Origin of the sequence: Hyphomicrobium sp. 802 (assembly GCF_000526135.1) — a bacterium.
In the GTDB taxonomy this organism is placed as follows: Bacteria; Pseudomonadota; Alphaproteobacteria; order Rhizobiales; family Hyphomicrobiaceae; genus Hyphomicrobium_B.
The window spans coordinates 1,024,753-1,046,865 of record NZ_JAFM01000001.1; the positions used below are offsets into that span (position 1 = coordinate 1,024,753).

21 protein-coding genes and 1 pseudogene are annotated in these 22,113 nt (G+C 57.7%); 12 read left to right on the top strand and 10 right to left on the bottom strand.

All coding sequences use genetic code 11. The features are described from left to right. The first annotated feature begins 45 nt into the window (after positions 1-45). Positions 46-1,660: pseudogene (locus HYP802_RS22095) on the top strand (DHA2 family efflux MFS transporter permease subunit). On the opposite strand, the gene HYP802_RS0105100 reads toward HYP802_RS22095, so the two are convergent. The 4 genes from HYP802_RS0105100 to HYP802_RS0105115 form a co-directional block, all read right to left on the bottom strand. Then, the gene (locus tag HYP802_RS0105100) at positions 1,661-3,121 is read right to left on the bottom strand and encodes an MFS transporter (protein ID WP_013946036.1); all 1,461 of its coding nucleotides are present in this window, start codon (positions 3,119-3,121) and stop codon (positions 1,661-1,663) included. A gap of 78 nt (positions 3,122-3,199) precedes the next feature. After that, the gene (locus tag HYP802_RS0105105; RefSeq protein ID WP_013946037.1) at positions 3,200-4,195 is read right to left on the bottom strand and encodes an aldo/keto reductase; all 996 of its coding nucleotides are present in this window, start codon (positions 4,193-4,195) and stop codon (positions 3,200-3,202) included. Positions 4,196-4,264: 69 nt separating this feature from the next. Further along, positions 4,265-5,371: an AbrB family transcriptional regulator gene (locus HYP802_RS0105110; RefSeq protein WP_013946038.1), complete on the bottom strand. Its 1,107-nt coding sequence runs from the start codon at positions 5,369-5,371 to the stop codon at positions 4,265-4,267. A 2-nt stretch (positions 5,372-5,373) separates the two neighbouring features. Then, complete coding sequence (locus HYP802_RS0105115) at positions 5,374-5,946, bottom strand: hydrolase (protein ID WP_024275282.1); 573 nt, start codon at positions 5,944-5,946, stop codon at positions 5,374-5,376. 98 nt (positions 5,947-6,044) lie between these two features. On the opposite strand from HYP802_RS0105115, the gene HYP802_RS0105120 reads away from it, so the two are divergent. Continuing rightward, positions 6,045-6,686 carry a TetR/AcrR family transcriptional regulator gene (locus HYP802_RS0105120; RefSeq protein ID WP_024275283.1) on the top strand — a complete coding sequence of 214 codons (642 nt, stop codon included), beginning with the start codon at positions 6,045-6,047 and terminating at the stop codon, positions 6,684-6,686. On the opposite strand, the gene HYP802_RS23505 is transcribed toward HYP802_RS0105120, so the two are convergent. Together HYP802_RS23505 and HYP802_RS0105130 are read right to left on the bottom strand one after the other, a co-directional pair. Further along, the gene (locus tag HYP802_RS23505) at positions 6,631-6,939 is read right to left on the bottom strand and encodes a hypothetical protein (protein WP_013946041.1); all 309 of its coding nucleotides are present in this window, start codon (positions 6,937-6,939) and stop codon (positions 6,631-6,633) included. The two genes, HYP802_RS0105120 and HYP802_RS23505, sit on opposite strands and share 56 nt — an antisense overlap. Before the next feature lie 126 nt (positions 6,940-7,065). Beyond that, positions 7,066-7,287, bottom strand: a complete 222-nt coding sequence (locus HYP802_RS0105130) for a hypothetical protein (protein WP_013946042.1) — start codon at positions 7,285-7,287, stop codon at positions 7,066-7,068. Positions 7,288-7,536: 249 nt separating this feature from the next. Between HYP802_RS0105130 and HYP802_RS23510 the strand changes: the two genes are divergently transcribed. Then, the gene (locus HYP802_RS23510) at positions 7,537-7,710 is read left to right on the top strand and encodes a hypothetical protein (RefSeq protein ID WP_013946043.1); all 174 of its coding nucleotides are present in this window, start codon (positions 7,537-7,539) and stop codon (positions 7,708-7,710) included. 384 nt (positions 7,711-8,094) lie between these two features. Here HYP802_RS23510 and HYP802_RS0105140 read toward each other — a convergent pair whose 3' ends face one another. Beyond that, on the bottom strand, positions 8,095-8,547 hold the full coding sequence (locus HYP802_RS0105140; protein ID WP_024275285.1) for a hypothetical protein: 453 nt from the start codon (positions 8,545-8,547) through the stop codon (positions 8,095-8,097). 111 nt (positions 8,548-8,658) lie between these two features. Further along, positions 8,659-9,465: a cobalamin-binding protein gene (locus tag HYP802_RS0105145; protein ID WP_024275286.1), complete on the bottom strand. Its 807-nt coding sequence runs from the start codon at positions 9,463-9,465 to the stop codon at positions 8,659-8,661. Positions 9,466-9,859: 394 nt separating this feature from the next. Here HYP802_RS0105145 and HYP802_RS0105155 point away from each other — a divergent pair, with 394 nt between their 5' ends. Further along, positions 9,860-10,339: a hypothetical protein gene (locus HYP802_RS0105155; protein WP_013946047.1), complete on the top strand. Its 480-nt coding sequence runs from the start codon at positions 9,860-9,862 to the stop codon at positions 10,337-10,339. Positions 10,340-10,356: 17 nt separating this feature from the next. Next, entirely contained in the window at positions 10,357-10,878 is a 522-nt protein-coding gene (locus HYP802_RS0105160; RefSeq protein ID WP_013946048.1) for an MOSC domain-containing protein, read from the top strand. Between the two features lie 26 nt (positions 10,879-10,904). Here HYP802_RS0105160 and HYP802_RS23515 read toward each other — a convergent pair whose 3' ends face one another. Continuing rightward, entirely contained in the window at positions 10,905-11,051 is a 147-nt protein-coding gene (locus HYP802_RS23515) for a hypothetical protein (RefSeq protein WP_013946049.1), read from the bottom strand. Positions 11,052-11,444: 393 nt separating this feature from the next. On the opposite strand from HYP802_RS23515, the gene HYP802_RS0105175 reads away from it, so the two are divergent. The 7 genes from HYP802_RS0105175 (at position 11,445) to HYP802_RS0105205 (ending at position 20,724) form a co-directional block, all read left to right on the top strand. Next, positions 11,445-12,611, top strand: coding sequence for an HlyD family efflux transporter periplasmic adaptor subunit (locus HYP802_RS0105175; protein WP_013946051.1), 1,167 nt, complete (start codon positions 11,445-11,447; stop codon positions 12,609-12,611). After that, on the top strand, positions 12,608-15,379 hold the full coding sequence (gene rbbA, locus HYP802_RS0105180; RefSeq protein ID WP_013946052.1) for a ribosome-associated ATPase/putative transporter RbbA: 2,772 nt from the start codon (positions 12,608-12,610) through the stop codon (positions 15,377-15,379). Before HYP802_RS0105175 ends, rbbA begins: the two co-directional genes overlap by 4 nt. Before the next feature lies 1 nt (position 15,380). After that, the gene (locus HYP802_RS0105185; RefSeq protein ID WP_013946053.1) at positions 15,381-16,493 is read left to right on the top strand and encodes an ABC transporter permease; all 1,113 of its coding nucleotides are present in this window, start codon (positions 15,381-15,383) and stop codon (positions 16,491-16,493) included. A gap of 232 nt (positions 16,494-16,725) precedes the next feature. Then, positions 16,726-17,817, top strand: coding sequence for an ABC transporter substrate-binding protein (locus tag HYP802_RS0105190; RefSeq protein WP_157135382.1), 1,092 nt, complete (start codon positions 16,726-16,728; stop codon positions 17,815-17,817). Between the two features lie 49 nt (positions 17,818-17,866). Beyond that, entirely contained in the window at positions 17,867-18,958 is a 1,092-nt protein-coding gene (locus HYP802_RS0105195; RefSeq protein ID WP_013946055.1) for an ABC transporter ATP-binding protein, read from the top strand. A gap of 3 nt (positions 18,959-18,961) precedes the next feature. Next, positions 18,962-19,903: an ABC transporter permease gene (locus HYP802_RS0105200; RefSeq protein ID WP_013946056.1), complete on the top strand. Its 942-nt coding sequence runs from the start codon at positions 18,962-18,964 to the stop codon at positions 19,901-19,903. A 20-nt stretch (positions 19,904-19,923) separates the two neighbouring features. Further along, positions 19,924-20,724: an ABC transporter permease gene (locus HYP802_RS0105205; RefSeq protein ID WP_013946057.1), complete on the top strand. Its 801-nt coding sequence runs from the start codon at positions 19,924-19,926 to the stop codon at positions 20,722-20,724. A 15-nt stretch (positions 20,725-20,739) separates the two neighbouring features. Here HYP802_RS0105205 and HYP802_RS0105210 read toward each other — a convergent pair whose 3' ends face one another. Then, positions 20,740-22,086, bottom strand: a complete 1,347-nt coding sequence (locus tag HYP802_RS0105210; protein ID WP_081740946.1) for an AraC family transcriptional regulator — start codon at positions 22,084-22,086, stop codon at positions 20,740-20,742. Positions 22,087-22,113: the final 27 nt, after the last annotated feature.

Here is a 22,113-nt window from a genome sequence, read left to right on the forward strand (position 1 = left end):
CGGCTGCGCGTGATGACGCGCGGCTGCACTGTGGAGTAGACCGTCATGGCAAGCATCGCTGAGACGACAGGGCCGGGCGCAACTCTGCCCCGTCAGACGACTTCGATTTCAGAAGACAAAGCCAGTCTGACGACGTGGATCGCTGTTATCGCGGGCATGATCGGCGCGTTTATGTCGATCTTGAACATCCAGATCACGAACGCGTCGCTGCTCGACATCGAAGGCGGCATCGGGACGGGTGCTGATAACGGGGCGTGGATTTCGACGTCGTATCTCATCGGCGAGATCGTCGTCATTCCGCTGACCGGCTATCTCAGTCGCGTTTTCTCGTTCCGGACATATATCGTCGCGAGTACGTTCTTCTTTGCCGTGTTCTCGATGGCATGCGCGTTCGCTCATAATCTCGGTGAGATGATTGCGATGCGTGGTCTTCAGGGCTTCGCGGGCGGCGTACTGATTCCTATGGCTTTCACGATGGTGGTGACCCGACTGCCGAAGCCGCAGCAGCCGATCGGGCTCGCGCTGTTTGCGATTGCGGTGACGTTTGCGCCGGCCATCGGCCCGACCATCGGCGGGTATCTGACCGAGAACTACGGCTGGCAGAAGATTTTCTTCATCAACACCATTCCGAGCGCAATCATGATCGTTGCGCTGCTGGCGACGCTCGAAAAGGAAAAGATGCAGCTTGGGCTGCTCAAGGAAGGCGATTGGGCGGGCATCGTGACGATGGCGATCGGGCTTTCGTCGCTGCAGACGATGCTGGAGGAAGGCAACAAGGACGATTGGTTCGGGTCGCAGTTCATCGTCAATCTTGCGGTCACAGCCGTTGTGTTCCTGACGGCGTTCGTATGGATCGAGCTGGTGGTGAAGAAACCGCTCGTCGATCTGAAGCTGCTGAAAAACCGGAACTTCGCGATAGGAACGGTCGCAAACATGCTCGTCGGCTTTGCGCTGTTCGGCACGGTTTATGTACTGCCGCAATATCTCGGTCAGGTGCAGGGATATAACTCGGAGCAGATCGGCAACGTTCTGGCCTGGACGGGCCTGCCGCAGCTTCTGATCATCCCATTCGTTCCTCGCCTGATGAAGAGTTTCGACATTCGCTATATCACAATCCTCGGCATCGCCTTGTTTGCTGCGAGCTGCTTCATGAATATCGAGATGTCGCTCAACTATTCCGGTGATCAGTTGTTCGTCCCGAATATCGTGCGTGCGGTCGGGCAAGCCTTGATCCTCACGCCGCTGACGGCCATCGCGACGGCACAGATCGGGCCAAAGGATGCAGCAAACGCGTCAGGGTTGTTCAATATGCTGCGCAACCTCGCCGGCGCGGTCGGTACCGCCTCGCTGGAGACGATCATTACGAAGCGTGAGCAGTTTCACTCGAACATCATCGGACAGTCGGTGAACATCAATCGGGAGAACGTGCGCCAGCGCATCGATGAGATGACCAATTATTTCATGGCGCATGGCGTGTCCGACGTCGCGACGGCGAAGCACCAGGCGATCGTCGCGTTGGGCAATATCGTCAAGCGGCAGTCGCTGATCATGGGATTCAGCGACACGTTCGCGGTCATCGGCGTGATGCTGTCGATCGCGGCGATTGCATTGCTCTTCGCGCGCAAAGCCAAACCCCGCCGCAGGTGCGGCGGCACATTGATCAATTCGTCGCCGACAAGGGGCGCGCGACCTCTTCAAGAGGTTTGCGTTCCGCGGCGACGGCTTTGAATGCTGCGACACCGGCGGCAGTCATCATCAGGACGGCGCCGATGAGGTAGCCAATGAGCACGCTATCGCGCGAACCGGTGTCGATCAGATGGCCAAGGAAATACGGCCCGACAATGCCGCCGACGCCCGTTCCGACAGCATAGAAAATGGCAATCGCCAGTGCGCGGACTTCGAGCGGGAACGACTCGCTGACTGTCAGATACGCGGAGCTTGCGGCGGCGGAGCCGAAAAAGAACACGACGACCCAGCAGGCCGTTAGTTGCCACGTCGAAACGAGGTCGGCCGCAAAGAGCCATCCCGTACCGGCAAGCAGAATGCCCGAAAGACTATAGGTCAGCACGAGCATCGGCCGGCGGCCCCAGGTGTCGAACAGGCGGCCTATCAACAAAGGTCCTAGGAAATTTCCAGCAGCAAACGGCAAGATATAGAGACCGATCTTATCGGTCGGGACGCCGTAGAATGACGACAGCACCAGAGCGTAGGTAAAGAAGATCGCGTTGTAGAAATAGGCTTGGGCAGCCATCAGAGCAAAGCCGACGATGGCGCGATCGCGATTGGTCTTGAAGATCGCCGTAGCAATTTCAGCCAGCGGCGTGTGGGTGCGGGTTTTGAATTGCGTTGCCGCGAGGCCGGTGCGATCCCAGGCGTGACCCTCGCGTGCAAAATCCGCTTCGATGCCGTTGACGATTTTTTCGGCTTCGGTGGCGCGGCCATGCGTGATGAGCCAGCGCGGGCTTTCCGGTATCCAGAAGCGCATCGCGAAGATGACAACGCTCATGCCGCCGCCAATGGCGAATGCGAGGCGCCAGCCGAGATCGGCTGGGATCAGGGACGTGTCCAGAAGCACAATCGAACCGAACGCACCGATTGCGGCGCCGAGCCAGAAGCTGCCATTGATCGCGAGGTCAGTCCAGCCGCGGAAGCGGGCGGGAATCAATTCCTGGATCGTAGAGTTGACGGCGGTATATTCGCCGCCGATACCCGCGCCAGTGAAAAAACGGAAAGCTGCGAAGCTCGCCAAATTCCATGAAAATGCTGTTGCGAACGTTGCTAGCATGTATGTCGCAAGAGTGATGAAGAACAATTTCTTGCGGCCCAGCCGGTCCGTCAGCCAGCCGAAAAAGATTGCGCCTAAAACGGCGCCTGCGAGATAAGCGCTGCTGGCGAGGCCGATATCAGTATTGGAGAATTTGAGTGCGGGACTTTCTTTAAGTGCGCCGGCGATAGCGCCGACAATCGTTACCTCAAGGCCGTCGAGGATCCATGTGATGCCGAGCGCCGCGATGACGAGGATATGAAAGCGTCCGAACGGCAGGCGATCGAGGCGTTGCGGGATACTCGTCTCGATAATGTCGCCCGTTTGCGTTTCCGCTTCCGAGGCCGTCTTCTGCATCACATCCCCCGTTAAGCTCACTACGCCTGCAATGAGAACGCAGGAGCTAGGGGTACGTTTCAGTCCAAAACGTAAATGTCAGACAAAAGCTTCGGTTTGTGCGTGCGGCTCATACAATTCTTCGAGCTTGGAAATCTCTTTGTCCGAGAGCTTCAGAGATACGGCTTTTATTGCGTCATCAAGCTGGTAGGGCTTGGTCGCACCGATGACGGGCGAGGTCACGACCGGTTTATGCAGCATCCAGGCAAGCGCTACTTGAGCTGGCGGAACGCCGCGGGCTTTTGCAACTTCGACCACACGATCGACGACTGGCTTGTCGAGTTTCTTTGATTTCTCGTAGAGCCGCTGTGCAAAGGGATCGTTCTGTGCGCGCGTCGTTTCCGGCTCGTCCTGCCAGGGACGCGCAAGACGTCCGCGTGCAAGCGGAGACCATGGGGTCACGGCGATGCCTTCCGATTGGCAGAGCCGAAGCATTTCCCGTTCGTCTTCGCGATAGAGAAGATTGTAGTAGTTCTGCATCGAAACGAACGGCGCCCACCCGTGTGCACGCTGCAAGCCGAGCGCCTTCATGAATTGCCAAGTGAACATTGACGACGCGCCGAGATAGAGCGCTTTGCCGGAGCGCACGACTTCATCGAGCGCTTCAAGCGTTTCCTCAAGTGGTGTGCCGTAGTCGTAGCGATGGATGATATAGAGATCGACATAGTCCGTGCCAAGCCGCGTCAGGCTGTCGTCGATTTCGGCGAAGATCGCTTTACGTGAGAGACCGCGGCCGTTCGGGCCTTCGCGCATCGGCGAGCACACTTTCGTCGCGATGACGACTTCATCACGCCTGGCGAAATCGCGGATGGCGCGGCCCAACACGCGTTCGCTTTCGCCGTGCGTATAAACGTTGGCGGTGTCGAAGAAATTGATGCCGTTTTCGAGCGCTGTTTTGATGTAGGGCCGGCTCTCCTCTTCCGAGAGCGTCCACGCCCATTTCATGACGCCATCGTTAGATTGGCCATAGCTCATGCAGCCAAGGCAGATGCGCGACACATCGAGACCGGTATGGCCAAGTTTGACGTAATCCATCGGGATTCCTCCGTCGGTAGAAGCTGTTTTGGGGCCGACTGATGTGCAGCCGTCTATCGCTTTGAAGCGCTATTTCAAAGTGCCAATATCGAGCGTCTGCTCCAACCGTCGCGCAACGAAGCGCGAGATCGAAGGGCCGACCGCGATGACGATCACGAGGCGCAGCGTTTGCAACGCCATGATGAATGACATGTCGACTTTCGATGAGGCAGCGATCACGGCAATAGAGTTCAAGCCGCCGGGGCTCGTTGCGAGATAGGCCGTCAGCGGGTCGACGCCGAGGAGTTCGGTCAGGATCGCGGCAAGCCCCCCGCAGAATATGATGAGAACGAGTACAGCCAAAACAATGTGAGGCAGCTTTTTCAAGGCGTGAACAAGGATGTCGCGAGAAAACGTTTGGCCGATCATCCAGCCGATAAAGGCGTAGGACATTGCGAGCAACCAATAGGGCAACTCGATTTCCATGATGCCCGACGACTGCAACGCAGCACCGAGTGCCATGGGGAGCAGCATGGCGCCCGCCGGAAATCGTAAAAGGTAACCAGCTAAGCCGCCGACGGCTGCGAGAGCGATTGTTTCTGCGAAGGCGATCCAATCGATAGGCGGAAACCACGCGCTTGAATGGGTTTCCGGCGTTACATGGATCCAAATATGCGCGACGATCGATGCTGCCGCGACGACCATGACCACGCGCAAATACTGCATGAAAGCAACGAGACGGACATCGGCTCCATAGGCGCCGGCCATCAAGATTGCGGCGGTGGCGGCTCCCGGAGAAAAGCCCCAGACGGCCGTCGTGCCGGGCATGATCTGCGATTTGCCGAGCAGCCAGCCGATCAAGCTGGTGGCCAGGATCACTGTCAGGACCACGGACAGTAACAGCGGCCATTGCTTCACAAACCGTGCGATAATTTCGGGAGAGATCGTGCTCGCAAGCATGCAGCCGACGATGGCTTGAGCGATGAGCCTAACGTAGGGCGGCAACCGGATCGAGCCGCCGTTGGTTTCGACGACGATCGCTGCGATCATTGGGCCGAGAAGGATCGCAGCGGGGAGTCCGGTCAGACCGATCAGCGCCGTTACCACAAACGATAGAGCGACGAGGATCAGCCACTGAACCGGCTTCGTAAGGTTGGCCAGGAGCGCGTCTGGGGCGCGTGTCGGATTGGGCGACACCGTTATTGGCCACCTAATTCAATATCGGCTGCTTCGGTGACGCGACTGATCCGAGGGAAAATCATTTCGACGGCAAAGTTGTGCATTTCCGCTGAGAAGCTTGCGGTAATATCCTCGGCGAGAACGATGGCATAGTTGCGTTCCCAGGCTTGGCGCGCAGTGGATTCAACGCCGATGTTCGTTGCTATGCCGCCGAGGACGATCGTGTTGATGCCGCGGCGACGGAGCTGGACGTCGAGATCCGTGCCGTAGAACGCGCCCCAGTTGTGTTTGGTGACGCGAATATCAGTCGGCATTGCTAAGCCATGGACGAGTTCTGAGAAGTCATCGGGAAATCCGCCCGGAGGGATCGCTACGGGGCTGTCGACAGGGACGCGGACGGCGTCGGCGAAATCTTTGGCGAAGGCGACATTGACGAGGACGACGGGGGCGCCTGCGGAACGAAATCGCATTGCTAATTCCGACGCACGCTTGACGACATCGGCTCCCGTGTATGGCGCAACGTTGCGCGCTACAATTCCGATCTGGAGATCGATGAGGACGAGGGCCGTCGTTTTGGGGTCAAGCTGAAGCATCGGCATCTGCCTTTCGCTCTTGGCCATTGGTGTCCGTTGGCCTGATTACGGTTTCGTGATATTTGAGGCATCGCTCAAATTATTCTGGATAGTTGAGGATGGCCTCAAGTAAGTCAACAGGGACGCAAGAGCGCACCGCCTTGAGCCCGCAGCGGCGGCCAGGGCAGGAGCGGGTGGCGGCGCTGCTTGAGGCGGCGGCAGTTGTCATCGCGGAAAAAGGCTATGACGCCACGACGATGGCGGAGGTCGCGGCGCGGGCGGGCGCGCAGATCGGGTCGCTTTATCGGTTTTTTCCCAACAAGGACGTTCTTGCGAGCGCGTTGATCGAACGGTTTCATGACAGGGCCGGTTCGCTCTTCGATGCGATCGATCAACGGGCAGGGGAGCTTTCCGTTGCCGAGTTGACCGACGCGTTGCTCGACCTGCTTGGAGATCTGCGATCGGAGACGCAAACCATCGTCGCGCTTCTGGAGGGCAGAGCAGAATTGTCAGACCGCCGGCTTGAGTTTCGCCGGGAGCTTCGCAAACGCATTGCGCGGACGCTCATCAATCGCTGTCCAAAGCTTCGCAAGGGTCAGGCTGAGGACGCGGCAGCAGTTCTGTTACAGAACATGAAGTCCATAGGTGCGCTGACGAAGGAGATTGGCAACGGCGTTCGGCCGAGCGCGCTTGTTGAGCTTCGTGTCATGACCCGGCACTATCTCGAGAAGATATTTGCGGACGCCGGTTGCCGGGAATAGCAAGCTTGCCGCCCGCTTCGAGCCAGAGTGCTAAGGCCGTCGCGGCGATGACGCCGAGGATGGCGCCGGTGCTGTTGGCCAACAAAGTGCCGGCTGCCCAAGATATGGCGATCAGCAACAGAGAGGGAAAGATAACGCTCGCCTTGGCTTTGGAAAGCGATGCGATGATGACCAAAGCGCCGAGGATGGCGCCGATAGCACCGAAATAATAATCGCAAATAGCGCCAATAAAAACGATGAAGACCAGTGTCACGCCTGTCGTCCCTTGGGAACGCGAATCGGTGAGCACACGTCGCTAATCTACATCAGAGGCGTTCAAATTTCCTGATCAGTATTTAGACAAAATGCGGGGCGAGCTGCCTAATGTGAATGCAGATCGTCAGTTGACGCCGGATTCCGCGAGCAGACGATAGCGGGTCCAGCGCAGATGCCGAATCCGTGCCTGGTCGACACGGTCGCGCAGATGCCTGATCCGGGTCATTTCAGGTAGCTCAATGACCTTGCCGCGGCATGTGCGGGTATACGCGACGAGTTCATGCTCCGCTGCGTTCAAGCGAGCTGTGGCTTCGCGCTGGAAGAGCGAGACAAGCTTTGCATCCATAGGCAAGACCCTCCCTTCTTCGCAGGCTACGTGATTTGGATTGCCTCAGAAAGGGCGACCAAATTGATCTCCACAGCGGTTGGTTCGCGGACGGGAATGCGTAAAAGGCACTTCCCTTTGTCGTGATGGTCGACGACTGATCGCGATGTCGGGCGGGCATTTGAAAGTCCGCGGCAATGTGATCGCCGTCTTGTTCGTAGCGTTCCGAATATCCATGTTGCTGTGGGCGCGATATTGGAGGCCGTCCCAATGCCAGATGAAGATGCAGCGTCCGTCATCTTTTTTGTCGGCAGCCTTTATGCGTTTGGGATCGTGCTCCTCTATGTCTTGGCGCGTGCGTGGGAGCAGGCGCTTTCGACCCGTCCGGATCCGAAACGGGCGCCTGCCCATCGCCGCGATATCAATCGACCCAGAGGCTTTTGACGCCGTTCAGCGTTCTCGTGGTGATTGACGCGCCGGCGAAGCGGGAATTCGCTTATTCACGGCGCCTATAGGTCCGTGCCTTTGCTCTTGGTTAATTCTTTCGGAATGGAAGTTTCGCAATTGCGTATGCTTGATTGCAGCCTACGCAGATCAGCTCATACTTTCGTGCAATACGGCACGCGGAAAGACCGAATTACTGGCTCAATTTAAACATCGTTCTTCGACAAAACGGCAGTTGTTAACACCTTACTCTCGATTATCTGATATATTCCGTACACCTCATGTCCTCCCCCCGGAATGAGGCTTGAAGCGTGGGCATCCGGCCATCCCCCTCATTCCCCCCCGCCGGGTGCCCACCACCTTTGCCTGTATGGCGCGGGGAAATCACATATCTGCACGCAGCGTGCGCATAATAAGTTGGTTCGATGTTTCATTGTGCTTGGCGAGCGAAGGAGAGCGTCTCGGCGCCTGTCTCGCCCAGCCTGCTACGCGCGGTTTTGGCGCCGCGGTATTCGGCGACGGATCGGCTACAGGATCATCGGTGCTCACATCGATTGAGTTGATCTGCTCGGACTCATCCATTGCCTTAGCCAGTGCGCCGACCGTCATCGCGGGGGCGGTTGGGATCAGCAGCGTTCTGCTGGCTTTGGGCTCTGGCGCCTGCTTTTGCTCGGCAAGATAAGTTTCAACGCGCGAGGGGCGCGGATCGCGCGACGGAAGCAGGGCCAATTTGGTCATCGCTTCGCGGGCCAATGCTTCGCCGACGGTTACTGCTATCCAAGAGCTTCCGACGATCAGAGCTATATAAAATAGCGAGGTGTAGACGCGATTAGACATGGCACCAGTCTGAAACTCGACTTCGGGTGCCCCCACACCAACCTAACAGACTACGCCCGGATTTCCCGGCCGTTCCCCTGGGCTGATAAAAATCATCTTAGCGGAATTTGCTCAGTTATCTTTGAATGTGACTAATGCCTGTCGCACCGCCGCGCGAATGGCATCGAGACCATCGGTGAGTGCGGCCGGTCCGGGCTGCAAAATTAGCGACGATTTGATTTCAAAAACCAGATTGTTGACGACGGCAGGAATAGTTTCCCAGCCCGGACGGCGGCGGATCGTCTCCGGGCGTACCTTCTTACCGCACCATGATGCGAGAATGACCTCGGGCGCTTGGGCGATCACCGTTTCGGCGGATACGATGCGGTCCTTGGCGGCCGCTTTGCGGCGCAGGTCGGAAAAGATGTCGTCGCCACCTGCGATTTCGATAAGTTCGGATACCCAGCCCAGACCGGCGATCAGCGGGTCGTCCCATTCCTCGAAATAGACGCGTGGACGATGCTTCTGTCCCGCTGTTTCGGCGCGGACGGCTTCTATCCGTAGTGCGAGCGAGGTAGCGAGGGCTTCGGCTTTGTCTCCGCAACCGATGAGTGCGCCAAGCGTCTGGATCATCGCAAAGATCCCCGCGAGGTCGCGCTGATTGAAAATGTGCACCTCTTGCCCGGCTCGCGCGAGATCGGCCGCGATCTGGGCCTGAAGGTCGGAGAACGCGAGGATGAGATCGGGTTCGAGCGCGAGTATCTTTGGGATATCGGCAGAGGTAAATGCCGAAACTCTGGGTTTTTCGCGGCGGACCTCCGGCGGGCGAACGGCATATCCGGATACGCCGACGATGCGGTCTTGCTCGCCGAGCAGATAGAGCGTTTCGACAGTCTCTTCGGTCAGGCATACAAGCCGGCGAGGAGGAAAGGAGCGCATGGGGTTGCCCCGAACGAATGCCATTGCTGGATGTGCGGTCGGTTCCGTTTGGCCAGTCAGAGCGCGATGCTAACAGTCGTTTGCACACTGAGAAACCGGCGCCTCCGCCTGGGCTAGACAACTGGAGAGTTGGGCTTAGGCGGCGAGGAAGCGAATATTACGGGATGTTTATCAGAACAATCTGGAACAAATCTTCGGGTCGATTGTTAAAGCTGCCGCAAAATCTGCGTGAGGCTCCATTAAAACGTACGTGCGCGCATCGAGCATGACCACCTCGTCCATTTGCGTGGGTTGAGGCATCATCGAGACGTGTGGCATCAACTGTTCATCGGGAATACATCCTGGTTCGTCAAAGGTTCTGGCCGTGTTTGCGGACAGCGGAAGGAAATGAAATATGGAAACGACCCTGAAGTCACTGCTCGTCGCCTTGTCGTTCTTGGCCCTTGCTCCGGCTGCTTATGCCGCTGAGAGCGCCGAGAACGGCGTCGAGCTGGCATTCATGCCGAGCGCGATGGACGTGACGCTGCTCAACGAGGGCGGAAAGTACGTGGCGATTGATCTCAAGAAGATCGCCAAGGGCGAGAAGTGCCACATGGAGAAGGATTCGGTGATTATGAAAATCGGTCCGGGCGCCACGCCTGGGTCGACGCTCGTTCGCTATGCAGCGCCGAACCTGTCGCACGGCGGTTGCCCGTTCATGACAGAATTCGAGCTTTCGAACGCCGACTATTCCGCAGCCCGGGCCGAATATAACGCCAAAGCCGAAGAGGCGTCGAAGAAGATCGACGATCTCAAGAAGCAGCTCGGCGATAAGTGGAATGAGCTGACGAAATCGGCCGAGCCTCAGAAGGAGGCCGAACCGCCGAAGAACTAAGGTGACAGGAGGGGCATGTGCAGTCGCTGCCTCACCAATCGATTCTGGCGAAATTACTGGCCGGTCCCGTGGGGCCGGGCCGGCTTACCTGGATCGGTCTTCGACCTTCCCGCAAAGCGCCGATGCTCACGCCAGCATCGGCGCTTTTCGTTGCGGGCCAAGGAATCGAGGGTGATCGCTACAAGACGCAGCGGAACGGTCCGCGACAAGTGACGCTCATTGCGGCTGAGGATCTCGCCGCGATAGCGTCGTTTATGGGTAGGGACGTTTCGCCGGAGCTGTTGCGGCGAAACCTCGTCACGAGCAGGCTCAATCTGAATGCCCTAAAGGAGCGGCGCATTCTGATCGGTGAGGTTGTCTTGGAGGCCAGCGGCGAGTGCGCGCCGTGCAGCCAGATGGAAGCGAACTTGGGGCCGGGAGGTTATAACGCCGTTCGTGGCCGCGGCGGACTGACGGCACGCATTATTACTGGTGGGGAAGTAAGACTGGGGGATGCGATCGAACGTGTTGAGAATTGGCCGCCGCCTGCCGCGACCTAACAGTTCCCAGCCGCTCAATGATCGGTTCAGTCGATTCCGATCGGCTTCTGTGGGCCTTGCGGGCGGGTCGATTTGATTAGGTAGCTTACGAGGGCGATGCCGACGATCGGCAGGAATGCGGTGGCCGCGATCTGCGGCAAAACGTTGAGTACCGCATAAAACGAGTAGGGCATAGTCGCGTCTCCGGAGCAGATGACAGGCGAACTCGGACGCCGTCATCTTGTTCCGCTTCTACTAAAAAATTGTGACTCCAACATGGGCAAACGTTCCGATCGGGGGAATATCCCTTGGGCGGATGAGCCGGAAGGAGGTTCGTTTGAGTTCTCCGCGGCGAAGAGATGGTTACGGGCGGAACCCGAACGATTGTATTGTCCCAGGTCAACGCATCCTGACCTAGAGCAGGCCAGCTAGTTGGCGAAGTCTTCGCTGTGGCTCATTCCAGCATGGACTAAATCGCAGCACCAACATTTATCAAAGGTTGTCCTCTTGCATCCCTCGAAACTGCTCCGCTCCGATATCGGTCCGGCCGCCGGTGTCGTCGTTCCGGCCATTCTCCTGGGGGGCGCATGAGTGAGTCTCAAACCGAGCAGTCCCCGGCGGCCGGCGAGCAGAAATCGTTGAGCCATTGGTTGCGGACAAACCAGCTTGGTCCGGGAGCCAAAAAACTGGCAGCTAGGATCGGCCGTGATACGCTGATCGTCATTGTTTTGATCGCGGCGGTCGGTGGTTATCTCGCCTGGACGGAATTTTTCAGCTCGGCTTTGCCCCCCGGCATCGCCAGCGGAAACGGCCGCATCGAGGCCGTCGAAATCGATATCGCGAGCAAAATAGCAGGGCGAATCAAAGAGATATACGTCGACGAGGGCGACTTTGTGACGGCTGGGCAGGTCGTTGCGCGGATGGACACCGCTCAACTCGAAGCGCAACGGCGACAGGCCCAAGCGCAGTTCCACCGTGCGCAGATCGGGGTCGATACGGCGAAGAGTCTCGTCACCCAACGCAATGCGGAGAAAACGGCGGAGGTTGCAGTCGTCGCGCAGCGGGAGGCCGAACTCGATGCCGCCGAGAGTAAGTTCAAGCGCTCAGCAGAACTCGTCAAGACGAACGTCGTGTCACAGCAGACGCTCGACGACGATCGCGCCTCGAAGGAAGGCGCGGTTGCAGCAGTCGGGGCGGCAAAGGCTCAGCTTGCGGCCTCCGAGGCGGCAATCAGCTCGGCCGAGGCGCAGGTCGTTGACGCGCGTGCGGCCGTCGACGCCGCCAAGGCCGCTATCGACAGCATCACCGCAGACATCGACGACAGCACGTTGCGGGCGCCGAGAGACGGGCGGGTGCAGTATCGCGTCGCGCAGCTTGGCGAGGTTCTGTCGGCGGGGGGGCGGGTGCTCAACATGGTCGACCTCAGCGACGTCTACATGACGTTCTTTCTGCCCACGGCGGAAGCGGGACAAGTGGCGCTGGGCGCGGAGATCCGGCTGGTGCTCGATGCGGCACCTCAATACATCATCCCGGCAAAGGCAACGTTCGTTGCCGACGTTGCGCAGTTCACGCCGAAAAGCGTCGAAACGGAAGAAGAGCGGCTGAAGCTGATGTTCCGGATCAAGGCGCAGATACCCAAGGCGCTGCTTCAGAAGTACATCCGGCAAGTCAAGACTGGGCTGCCCGGCGTGGCATACGTCAAGCTTGATCCCAACGCGCAATGGCCGGTGCTCGCAGGAAAGCTGGTGCAATGACGAGCGGCCCGGCCGAACCTGTTCCAGTCGTCGCCCGTCTTGAAAATGTCAGTCTAAGCTACGGAAAGACGCTGGCGCTCGACGCTATTACGCTCGATGTCCCTGCGGGGGTTATGGCTGGGCTGATCGGCCCGGACGGCGTCGGCAAGTCGAGCCTGCTGTCGCTCCTTTCCGGTGCGCGCAAGCTACAGAAGGGGCGCGTCACCGTCCTCGGCGGAGACATGCGGGACGCGGCCCATCGCCGACGAACCTGTCCGCAGATCGCATATATGCCCCAGGGGCTCGGCAGAAACCTTTATCCGACGCTGTCGGTCTTCGAGAACGTCGATTTTTTCGGTCGACTTTTTGGGCTCGACCAGCATGAGCGACAGGACCGGATTGCCGAGCTGCTAAAGAGTACAGGTCTTGCCTCCTTTGCCGACCGACCGGCCGGCAAGCTTTCCGGCGGCATGAAGCAAAAGCTCGGGCTTTGCTGCGCGCTGATCCACGATCCGGAATTGCTCATTCTCGATGAGCCGACCACCGGCGTCGATCCGCTCTCCCGCCGGCAGTTCTGGGAGTTGATCGACGGCATTCGTCTCGGCCGGAAGGGCATGAGTGTTCTCGTCGCGACCGCCTACATGGAAGAGGCGGCGCGGTTCGACTGGCTGATCGCGATGAACGCAGGAAACGTGCTCGCAACGGGCGCGCCGAGCGATCTTCTCAAGAAGACGGGTGCGCCCAATCTCGATGCAGCCTTCATTGCCCTATTGCCGGAAGATCAGCGCCGCGGACACGTCGATGTCGTCATTCCGCCGCGCACAGAAAACGGTGACGACGAGGTCGCGATCGAGGCCGATCATTTGACGATGCGGTTCGGTGATTTCATCGCCGTCGATGACGTCAGCTTCCGTATTACCAAAGGAGAGATTTTCGGATTTCTCGGCTCCAACGGTTGCGGCAAGACGACGACAATGAAAATGCTGACTGGTCTTCTGCCGGCCAGCGAAGGCACCGTGAAATTGTTCGGGCGAGAGGTCGATCCCAATGACATGGCCGTCCGACGTCGCGTTGGATACATGTCTCAGGCCTTTTCGCTTTATTCGGAACTGACCGTCGCACAGAACCTCGATCTGCATGCGCGGCTCTTTCATCTGGAGCCCGATCATATCGCGCCGCGCATTGCTGAAGTCGTGCGCCGCTTCGATCTTTCCGACGTCATGGACGCATTGCCTGATGCGCTTCCGCTCGGTATCCGCCAGCGCCTGTCGCTCGCCGTGGCGATGATACATTCCCCGGAATTGCTCATTCTCGATGAGCCGACGTCGGGCGTCGATCCGGTTGCGCGCGATCAGTTCTGGCAGATCCTAGCCGATCTCTCGCGCAAGGATAACGTGACAATCTTCGTTTCGACCCACTTCATGAATGAAGCGGAGCGTTGCGACCGCATTTCGTTGATGCATGCCGGCCGCGTTCTCGTCAGCGATACGCCGGCCGCGATCGTTGAGCAGCGCAAGGCATCGTCGCTCGAGGATGCCTTTATCGACTATCTGCAAGATGCGATCGGGAGCAAGGCAGGTAGCGACGTTGAAGCCGACCAGATCGCCACGTCACTTGCTGCTGAGCATCATGCGGCCTCCGCTCGACCGGCGAGCCCATTGAGCCAGAGCATCCGGCGGATGCTAGCCTATATGAGACGCGAGACGCTCGAACTGCGGCGCGACCCGCTTCGCGCCACGCTCGCGACGATCGGCAGCGTGCTTTTGATGTTCGTCATCGGCTACGGCATCAATCTCGACGTGGATAATCTGAGCTTCGCCGTTCTCGATCGCGACGACACGACAATCAGCCGTGATTATGCCACGCAGATTGCCGGATCTCGCTATTTCAAGGAGAAAGCGCCGGTTACCGACTATAAGGACCTCGACCGCCGCATGAGCAATGGCGAGCTGAGTCTGGTCCTCGAATTTCCGCCGGGGTTCGGACGTGACGTTGCACGCGGGCGAAACGTCGAGATCGGCGCCTGGATCGACGGCGCGATGCCGATGCGCGGCGATACCATCGCAAGCTACGTCCAGCAGATTCATACTGAGTGGCTAGCGCAGAAGGCGCGTGAACTTTATGGCGATTCATCAGCGCTCGGTGCTTTTCAGGTCGCGCTGCGCTATCGCTACAATCCGGATGTCGAAAGTCTCGTCGCGATGGCGCCGGCGGTTATTCCGCTGCTTCTTATGATGATCCCGGCGATGCTCACCGTTCTGAGCGTGGTGCGAGAGAAAGAACTCGGGTCTATCATTAATTTTTACGTGACGCCGGTGACGCGCCTTGAGTTTCTGCTCGGCAAGCAAATACCGTATGTGGCGCTCGCAATGCTCAACTTCGTTTTGCTGGCGGCGTTTGCGGTGTTCGTCTTTCGCGTACCGTTTACGGGGAGCTTTCTGGCTTACACCTTCGGAGCGCTGCTCTATGTGATCGTGTCGACGTCCATGGGGCTGGTGGTGTCGTCATTCATGAGCAGCCAGATCGCGGCCATTTTCGGCACGACGCTGATAACGCTGATTCCGGCTGTCCAGTATTCAGGCTTGATTGATCCGGTATCATCGCTGCAGGGAGTCGGTGCTTATATCGGCAAGATCTACCCGGCGGCCTACTTCGTCACGATCTCGCGTGGGACGTTTTCGAAAGGGCTGGGATTTGGCGATTTGGCCAATGACTACTTGGCGCTGCTGATTGCCATTCCCATCCTGTTCGGCCTAGGCGCGGCCTTCCTCAAAAAGCAGGCGACGTAAGATGCGCGTCGCGAACATCTGGCAGCTCGGGGTCAAGGAATTGCGCGGATTGATGCGCGATTCGACGATGCTGATCCTAATCGTCTACGCTTTCTCGGTTTCGATCTATTCGGCGTCGCGGGCGTTGCCGGATACGCTCAATCACGCGGCGATCGCAATCGTCGATGAGGATCAGTCGCCCGTATCGTCCCGTATCATCACCGCATTTTATCCGCCGTACTTCAGTGTGCCGCGGCTGATCACTCAGGAGCAAATGGACGAGCGTATGGATGCCGGCGCCGATACGTTTGCGCTCGATATTCCGCCCGAGTTCCAACGCGATCTACTTGCGGGCCGTTCGCCGACGATACAGCTCAACATCGATGCAACCCGCATGACGCAGGCCTTTACGGGTGGCGGTTATATCGAATCCATTCTCGCAGGTGAGATCAGCGAGTTTCTCGATCGCTATCGCTCGGATGGCGATCTTCCCGTTCGATTGACGCTGCGTGCTCGGTACAACCCAAATCTTAATAAGACTTGGTTCGGGGCGATAACGAATGTCATCATGTCGATTACAATGCTGTCGATCATTTTGACCGGCGCCGCTCTCATTCGAGAGCGGGAGCACGGTACGGTCGAGCATCTTCTCGTGATGCCCGTAACGCCATTCGAGATCATGGTCAGTAAGATCTGGTCGATGGGCTTCGTCGTGCTGCTGGCGTCGAGCATGTCGCTGATTTTCGTCGTGCAGGGATTGTTACAGGTTCCGGTCAACGGCTCGGTGCCATTGTTCCTCGTTGGCGCTGCCCTGGATATTTTCGCTATGACGGCCTTGGGTGTTTTTCTGGCGACGATGGCGGGGACGATGCCGCAATTCGGTATGCTGCTTATTCTTGTTCTTATCCCCTTGCAGGTTCTGTCAGGCGGCGTGACGCCTCGCGAGAGCATGCCGGCCATCATTCAGGATATCATGCTGGCCGCTCCGAACACGCACTTTATCATTCTTGCTCAGTCAGTGCTGTTTCGCGGCTCGGGATTTGACGTCGTCTGGCCGCAGTTCGCAGCGCTGCTTGGTATCGGCTGTATGCTGTTTGCGCTCTCCATGTGGAGCTTCAGGCGCTTCCTGAGATAGCGGCCTCGCCATTCGAGCGCGAGCCTGGCAGCTGCAAAACAAGCCGCTGAAGACTTTGGCATGAACTGTCAATTACTTCCCAGTCTGACCTGGATAGGTTTTTCCAGGCTGTCGGCTAGGAGCGCGCGCGGCGTTGGCTTGAGCCAGGGCACCATTCGGCAGTCCCGTTCAGTGTGAGCTGTGCTCGGTTTCGCAAACGATGGAGTTTGAACGCATGCCGGAAGGTCGTCGCGTGTCGCAACGTAAAAATTATTCGGGAAATCGCGGTGGCTTGGTTCGACGCCTGTCGCGAACGCTCGGAGCAGTCACGGCGCTGTCACTCTTTGGCGCCTCTGTCGCGTCTGCCGATAGCTTAAACATGCTGGTTTGGGAGGGCTATGCCGACGCGAGTTTCGTCGAGCCTTTCAAAAAGGAAAGCGGTTGCGCCGTCTCGGCTGTCTATGTCGGAACGAACGACGAAATTTTCGCCAAGCTGATGGCCGGCGGCGGCACTTACGATCTCGTGACGCCCTCCAACGACACGACCATGAAGCTGATTGATGCTGGATTGGTTGATCCGATCGATCCTGACAAGATCTCGGCGGAGGCCGATTTCTTCCCGATGCTGAAATCGCCGCCGTGGCTGTCGAAAGATGGCAAGACGTACGGCGTTCCCTATGCCTGGGGCATCATTCGCATCCTCGTCGACGCCACTGCCGTGCCGGAGCCGCCGACGAGTCTCGCGTTTCTCTGGGACCCCAAGTACGCCGGTAAGTTCGCGATGTGGGACGATATCGAGACACTCTATGAAGCGGCGCGCTATCTCGGAATCAAGAACGTCTACGACATGAATGACGAGGAGCTTGCGAAGGTCAAAGAAGCGCTTCTGAAGCTCAAGCCGAACGTTCGCAAGTACTGGACGACAGCAGGCGAGATGACGACCTTGCTCCAAGGCAAGGAAGTCATCGGCGGCAATGCATGGGAAGAAACGTTGGTCAAGCTGCGCGGCGGTGATCGGAAACTCATCGACATCGTTCCAAAGGAGGGACGGGGTGGCTGGAGCGATAGCTGGATGATTGCCAAGGGAGCTTCGTCCAATTCCTGCGTCTACAAATGGCTGAATTACGTGTCGAGTGCAAAGGCACAAGCTCTCGGACACGCCGTTACGGGATTTGGATATTCCAACGCCAAGATGGTCGATTTCCTTCCGGACGACCAGAAGAAGTCGTTTGAAGAACTCGGCATGACGAACCCGGAAACGCTGAAGACCGTCAGCTGGTGGCAGCCGGTGAAACAGCGCGCGAAATATCTGGAAATCTGGAATCAGGTCAAAGCCGCGCAATAATCACGAACCGTTTTTAGTCCGTCCAAGCTGCGATCAAGAGGGTGCGCGAATGGCCGCTTACATAGATCTCATCGGTATTCGCAAGACGTATGGTGCATCGAACGTTGCGGCCGTCGACGGTGTAGACCTGTCGATCCAGAAGGGTGAGTTCATCACCCTTCTGGGCTCATCCGGATGCGGCAAGACGACGACGCTGCGCTGTATTGCGGGTTTCGAAATGCCGGACACGGGCACCATTCGCATCGATGGTGAAGACATAACGTATTCGCAGCCGTCGGAACGCGACATGCGGATGGTATTCCAGGATTTCGCTCTCTTTCCCAATCTTACGATTTCAGAAAACGTAGCCTTTGGTCTCCGCCTCAAAAAAATGCGGGGTCGTTATACCGAAGCGCAAATCCGTGCGCGGGTTGATGAATACTTGAGCCTCGTGCAGCTGGCCGATCATGGCAAGAAAATGCCGCATCAACTCTCTGGCGGGCAGAAGCAGCGCACGGCTCTGGCGCGCGCGCTCATTACCGATCCAGCGGTCGTTCTCTTCGACGAGCCGCTTGCATCGCTTGACGCCAACCTGCGCAAAGCGATGCAGGTCGAGATCAAGCGGCTGCACCGGCAGTTCAACAAGACTTTCATTTACGTCACGCACGATCAGGAAGAAGCGATGGCGATGAGCGATCGCATCGTCGTCATGAATAAGGGGCGCATCGTTCAAAGCGGAAGTCCGCAAGAAGTTTACGCCCAGCCGAATTCCAAGTTCGTGGCGAACTTCATCGATCGGGCTAACGTTCTTACAGGCGTGGTCGACGCGGTTGATGGCCCGACGGCTAAGATCCGTTTGGCAGGCGGCGCAACGCTTTCGGCACCGGCCAACGCCGCGACCGTCTCAGGCAAGACAGTCGGCGTGATGATCCGCGTCGACCGCGTCGCCATCGGCGAGGACGTATCTGACCAAAGAAATATTCTTCGTGGCACTGTGGCTGAGCGTCTCTTCCTCGGTGCGAAGAATGAGTATGTGATCGAGCTTGCGGGCGGTGCCGGTCGGATAAGCGTGCATGATCGAACGACCGGCGCGCAGGCCAGCATCGGCGATGTCGTGCCGCTTTCCGTTCTTCCAGACGATATTCGCGTATTGGCAGCTTAATCCATGAATGACACTGCAGCTTCCGTCATGACGACTTCAAGCGCCATCTCGGAGACGGCCGCAAAGCTCAGCCCAGGCGCGCTGAAGGCGAAAAAGATCGAACGCGCGCGCATGCTTTTCTGGCTTCTGCCACCTGCGGCTTGGTTCTTCGTTTTTATGATCCTACCCTACTGCATGCTGTTCTATTACAGTCTGGGATCGGTCGATTACGTCGTCTTCAAGCCGGGCTTTTCACTGGCGAATTTCGTCAGGGTTTTTACGACCGAGCCATATCTCAGCGTGATGCTCAAATCAGCGAAGATCGGTATCTATACAGCGGTGTCGTCGTCGATTGTTGCGTATCCGCTGGCGTTCTATTTGGCGTTTCATGCTTCGGAAGCGACCAAACGCTACGTCTATCTTCTGGTTATCGTGCCGTGGTGGGCGTCTTATCTCGTCAAGGCCTACGCCTGGAAAACCATTCTCGGAACAGCCGGTCTCATCAACGCCTCACTGCTTGGGCTCGGTATAATCGATCGTCCGCTGACGTTGTTCCTCTATAACGAGTTCAGCGTGACGTTGACACTCGCCTATATCTTCACGCCATTTGCAGTGCTTTCGATTTACGCTCAACTCGAACGCATCCCGACGTCTCTTATCGAAGTTGCGCTCGACCAGGGTGCGACGCGTATGGAGATCTTCCGCAAGATCGTTTTGCCGATCAGCATTCCGGGCATCATCGCGGGCGGCGTCATCACGTTCTCGCTGGGGTTTGGAGATTTCGTAGCGCCCGCGCTCGTCGGTGGCGCGGATTCCATCATGATATCCAACATTGTTATCAACCTGCTGGGCGCGGCCTACGACTGGCCGATGGCGGCGGCGATCGGCCTGGTCATTATCGCCCTGGGGCTTGGGCTGATTACCTTGGCCCATCGCCTTGAGCACCAATTTCAGGTGCGTTTCTAGAACGGACGAGAGAAAATTGAATGCGCGCATTTGGAAACAAACCCCTTGTCGCAGGTCTCGCCGGAGCAGTTCTGCTGTTTCTCTATGCGCCGCTGCTCGTCATGGCATTCTTTTCATTCAATGCTAGCGAGTTTACCGGGCTTCCGTTCAAAGGCTTCACGCTCTCCTGGTATGAGAAGGTTCTCGAGAACGAAACGCTGATGCGGTCGATCGGCGCGTCCGTTTATGTCGGCATCGGAACGGTCATTCTCAGCATGCTCATCGGGCTGCCGGCGGCGATTGCGCTGGACCGCTACGAGTTTCCGGGGAAAGCCGCTTTCCGGCGGATCGTGATGCTGCCGATTGTGCTTCCCGGTGTCATTACCGGTGTTTCGCTTTTGAGTTTCTACATCACGATCGGGTTTCGGCTATCACTCAATACGATCATGCTCGGCCAAGGTACGGCTCTGACTTGCATCTATGTCACGGAAGTTTTTGCGCGTCTGCAGCAGCTCGGTCGGAGCCAGGAGGAGGCGGCCTTCAATCTTGGCGCTTCGCAGATCGAGACGTTCTTTAAAGTGACGTTGCCGAACCTGAAGTCCGCCATCTTCGGTACGATGCTGATCGTATTTTCGATCTCGTTCGACGAGATCGCGGTTACATACCTTCTGACCGGCCGCGAAAATACTTTGCCGATGGCGCTTTGGTCGATCCTTCGTCGCGAGGCGACGCCGGAGATCAACGCCGTTGCGACATTGGTGATTGCATTTTCAATTGTTCTCATCGTGATCGGCGTCGTGGCGTCGCGTGGCAAAGGACTTGCGTCAGCGTCTAAGGCTTAGCGCTGTCTTATCCAATCAATGGCTGGCGGCGCTCGTCGGCGCCATGAAAGAAGATCCCTGTCCTGAAGATGTTCGCGCGCGAACGGCGCCGTCCCGGAATTTAGCTGGTGTCGATCCGGTGAAGCTTTTGAAGCTTCGTGAGAATGCGCTCGTTTCACTATAGCCAAGATCGAACGCGATCTCCGGAATGGTGCGATCGGTGAACGCCAGCATCGCCTTCGCGATTTCCGTTCGCACTGCGTTGCGAAGATCTGCATAGTTCAGGCCAGCATCGGCGAGCTTTCGCTGAAAGCTTCTGACGCTCATACCGAAGTCGCTGGCTGCATCCTGTATGTCGATGCTCTTGGAACAGCATAGACTGGCGTTGATCCATGCCTTGACGCTGTTGCTGAGATCGAGCTCGAGTTCTTGCGAACTTAGGCAGTCGGACAGCTCACTCTCCAAGCGGTGGTGCAGCATGCGATCATATGAGAGGATCGGGCGGCTCAGCTCCGAGAGGGGAAACAATATAGCGTTATAACGAGCGCCAAAACGTAGTGGGCAATGAAAATGCGCCTGATAACTGGCGAGATTTGCACCAGGAGAATGCTCGAACTCTAGGCATAGCGGCTCCCAGTCCTTGCCCAAAGTCGCGCGCAGGACCGAGCACAAGACAGCCTCTGAGAAATTTGCATCCTGGACGCGATGTGAGACGGTTCTGTCGAAAATGGAGTAGGTCAGGCGTGCGGTGTCGCCGCTGACATTCAGTGCGCAGTGCGTTCCGCCCTGGAAGGTGGGAAAATACTCACAAAGCTTGGTGAGCCCTTCACCGACAGTACGAGCGGTGAGATAGAGCTGGGAAGTTGCTCCTAAGTCGTGAATATTGAAGAGTTTTCCCCACTTCATGCCAAGTGCATGATCGTTCGTCTGAGTTGCCGCCATCTCCAGCATCGTTGTGAACGCTGAGAGCGGAAGAAAAGGCGAGCGTCCAAACAACCCATCGTTCGCTATGCCGACACGTGCGGAAATTGTCTCCGGGTCCATTCTCCGGCGATCGATCGTGGAGAGAACTCCGTTGATGATCGATGCCGCGATGACGCCTGATGAAGGCATGCAACTCCACCCCATAGTGTCGCCGTTGAGTGGGACAGCATCGCAAGAAGCGTACCACTTCGTTTGCGGCGACGGCAGATCACCTTTGAACGTGAAATCTCTGTGCGGCGGTGGTTTCCAGATGAGCGCAGCAAACGGTTTCTGAGCGGACAGATTCGCTTTTTGGCGCCAACTATCAATTACAGCCCACATGGCGCTGGCTAGGGTCTTTCGAGAAAGGACGGTTGCCCTGATAGGGCGTCGCCTCGGCTGCTGTTGAAGCAGCGTCATTCGGCTAAAGTGCGTGACCAACCAGAA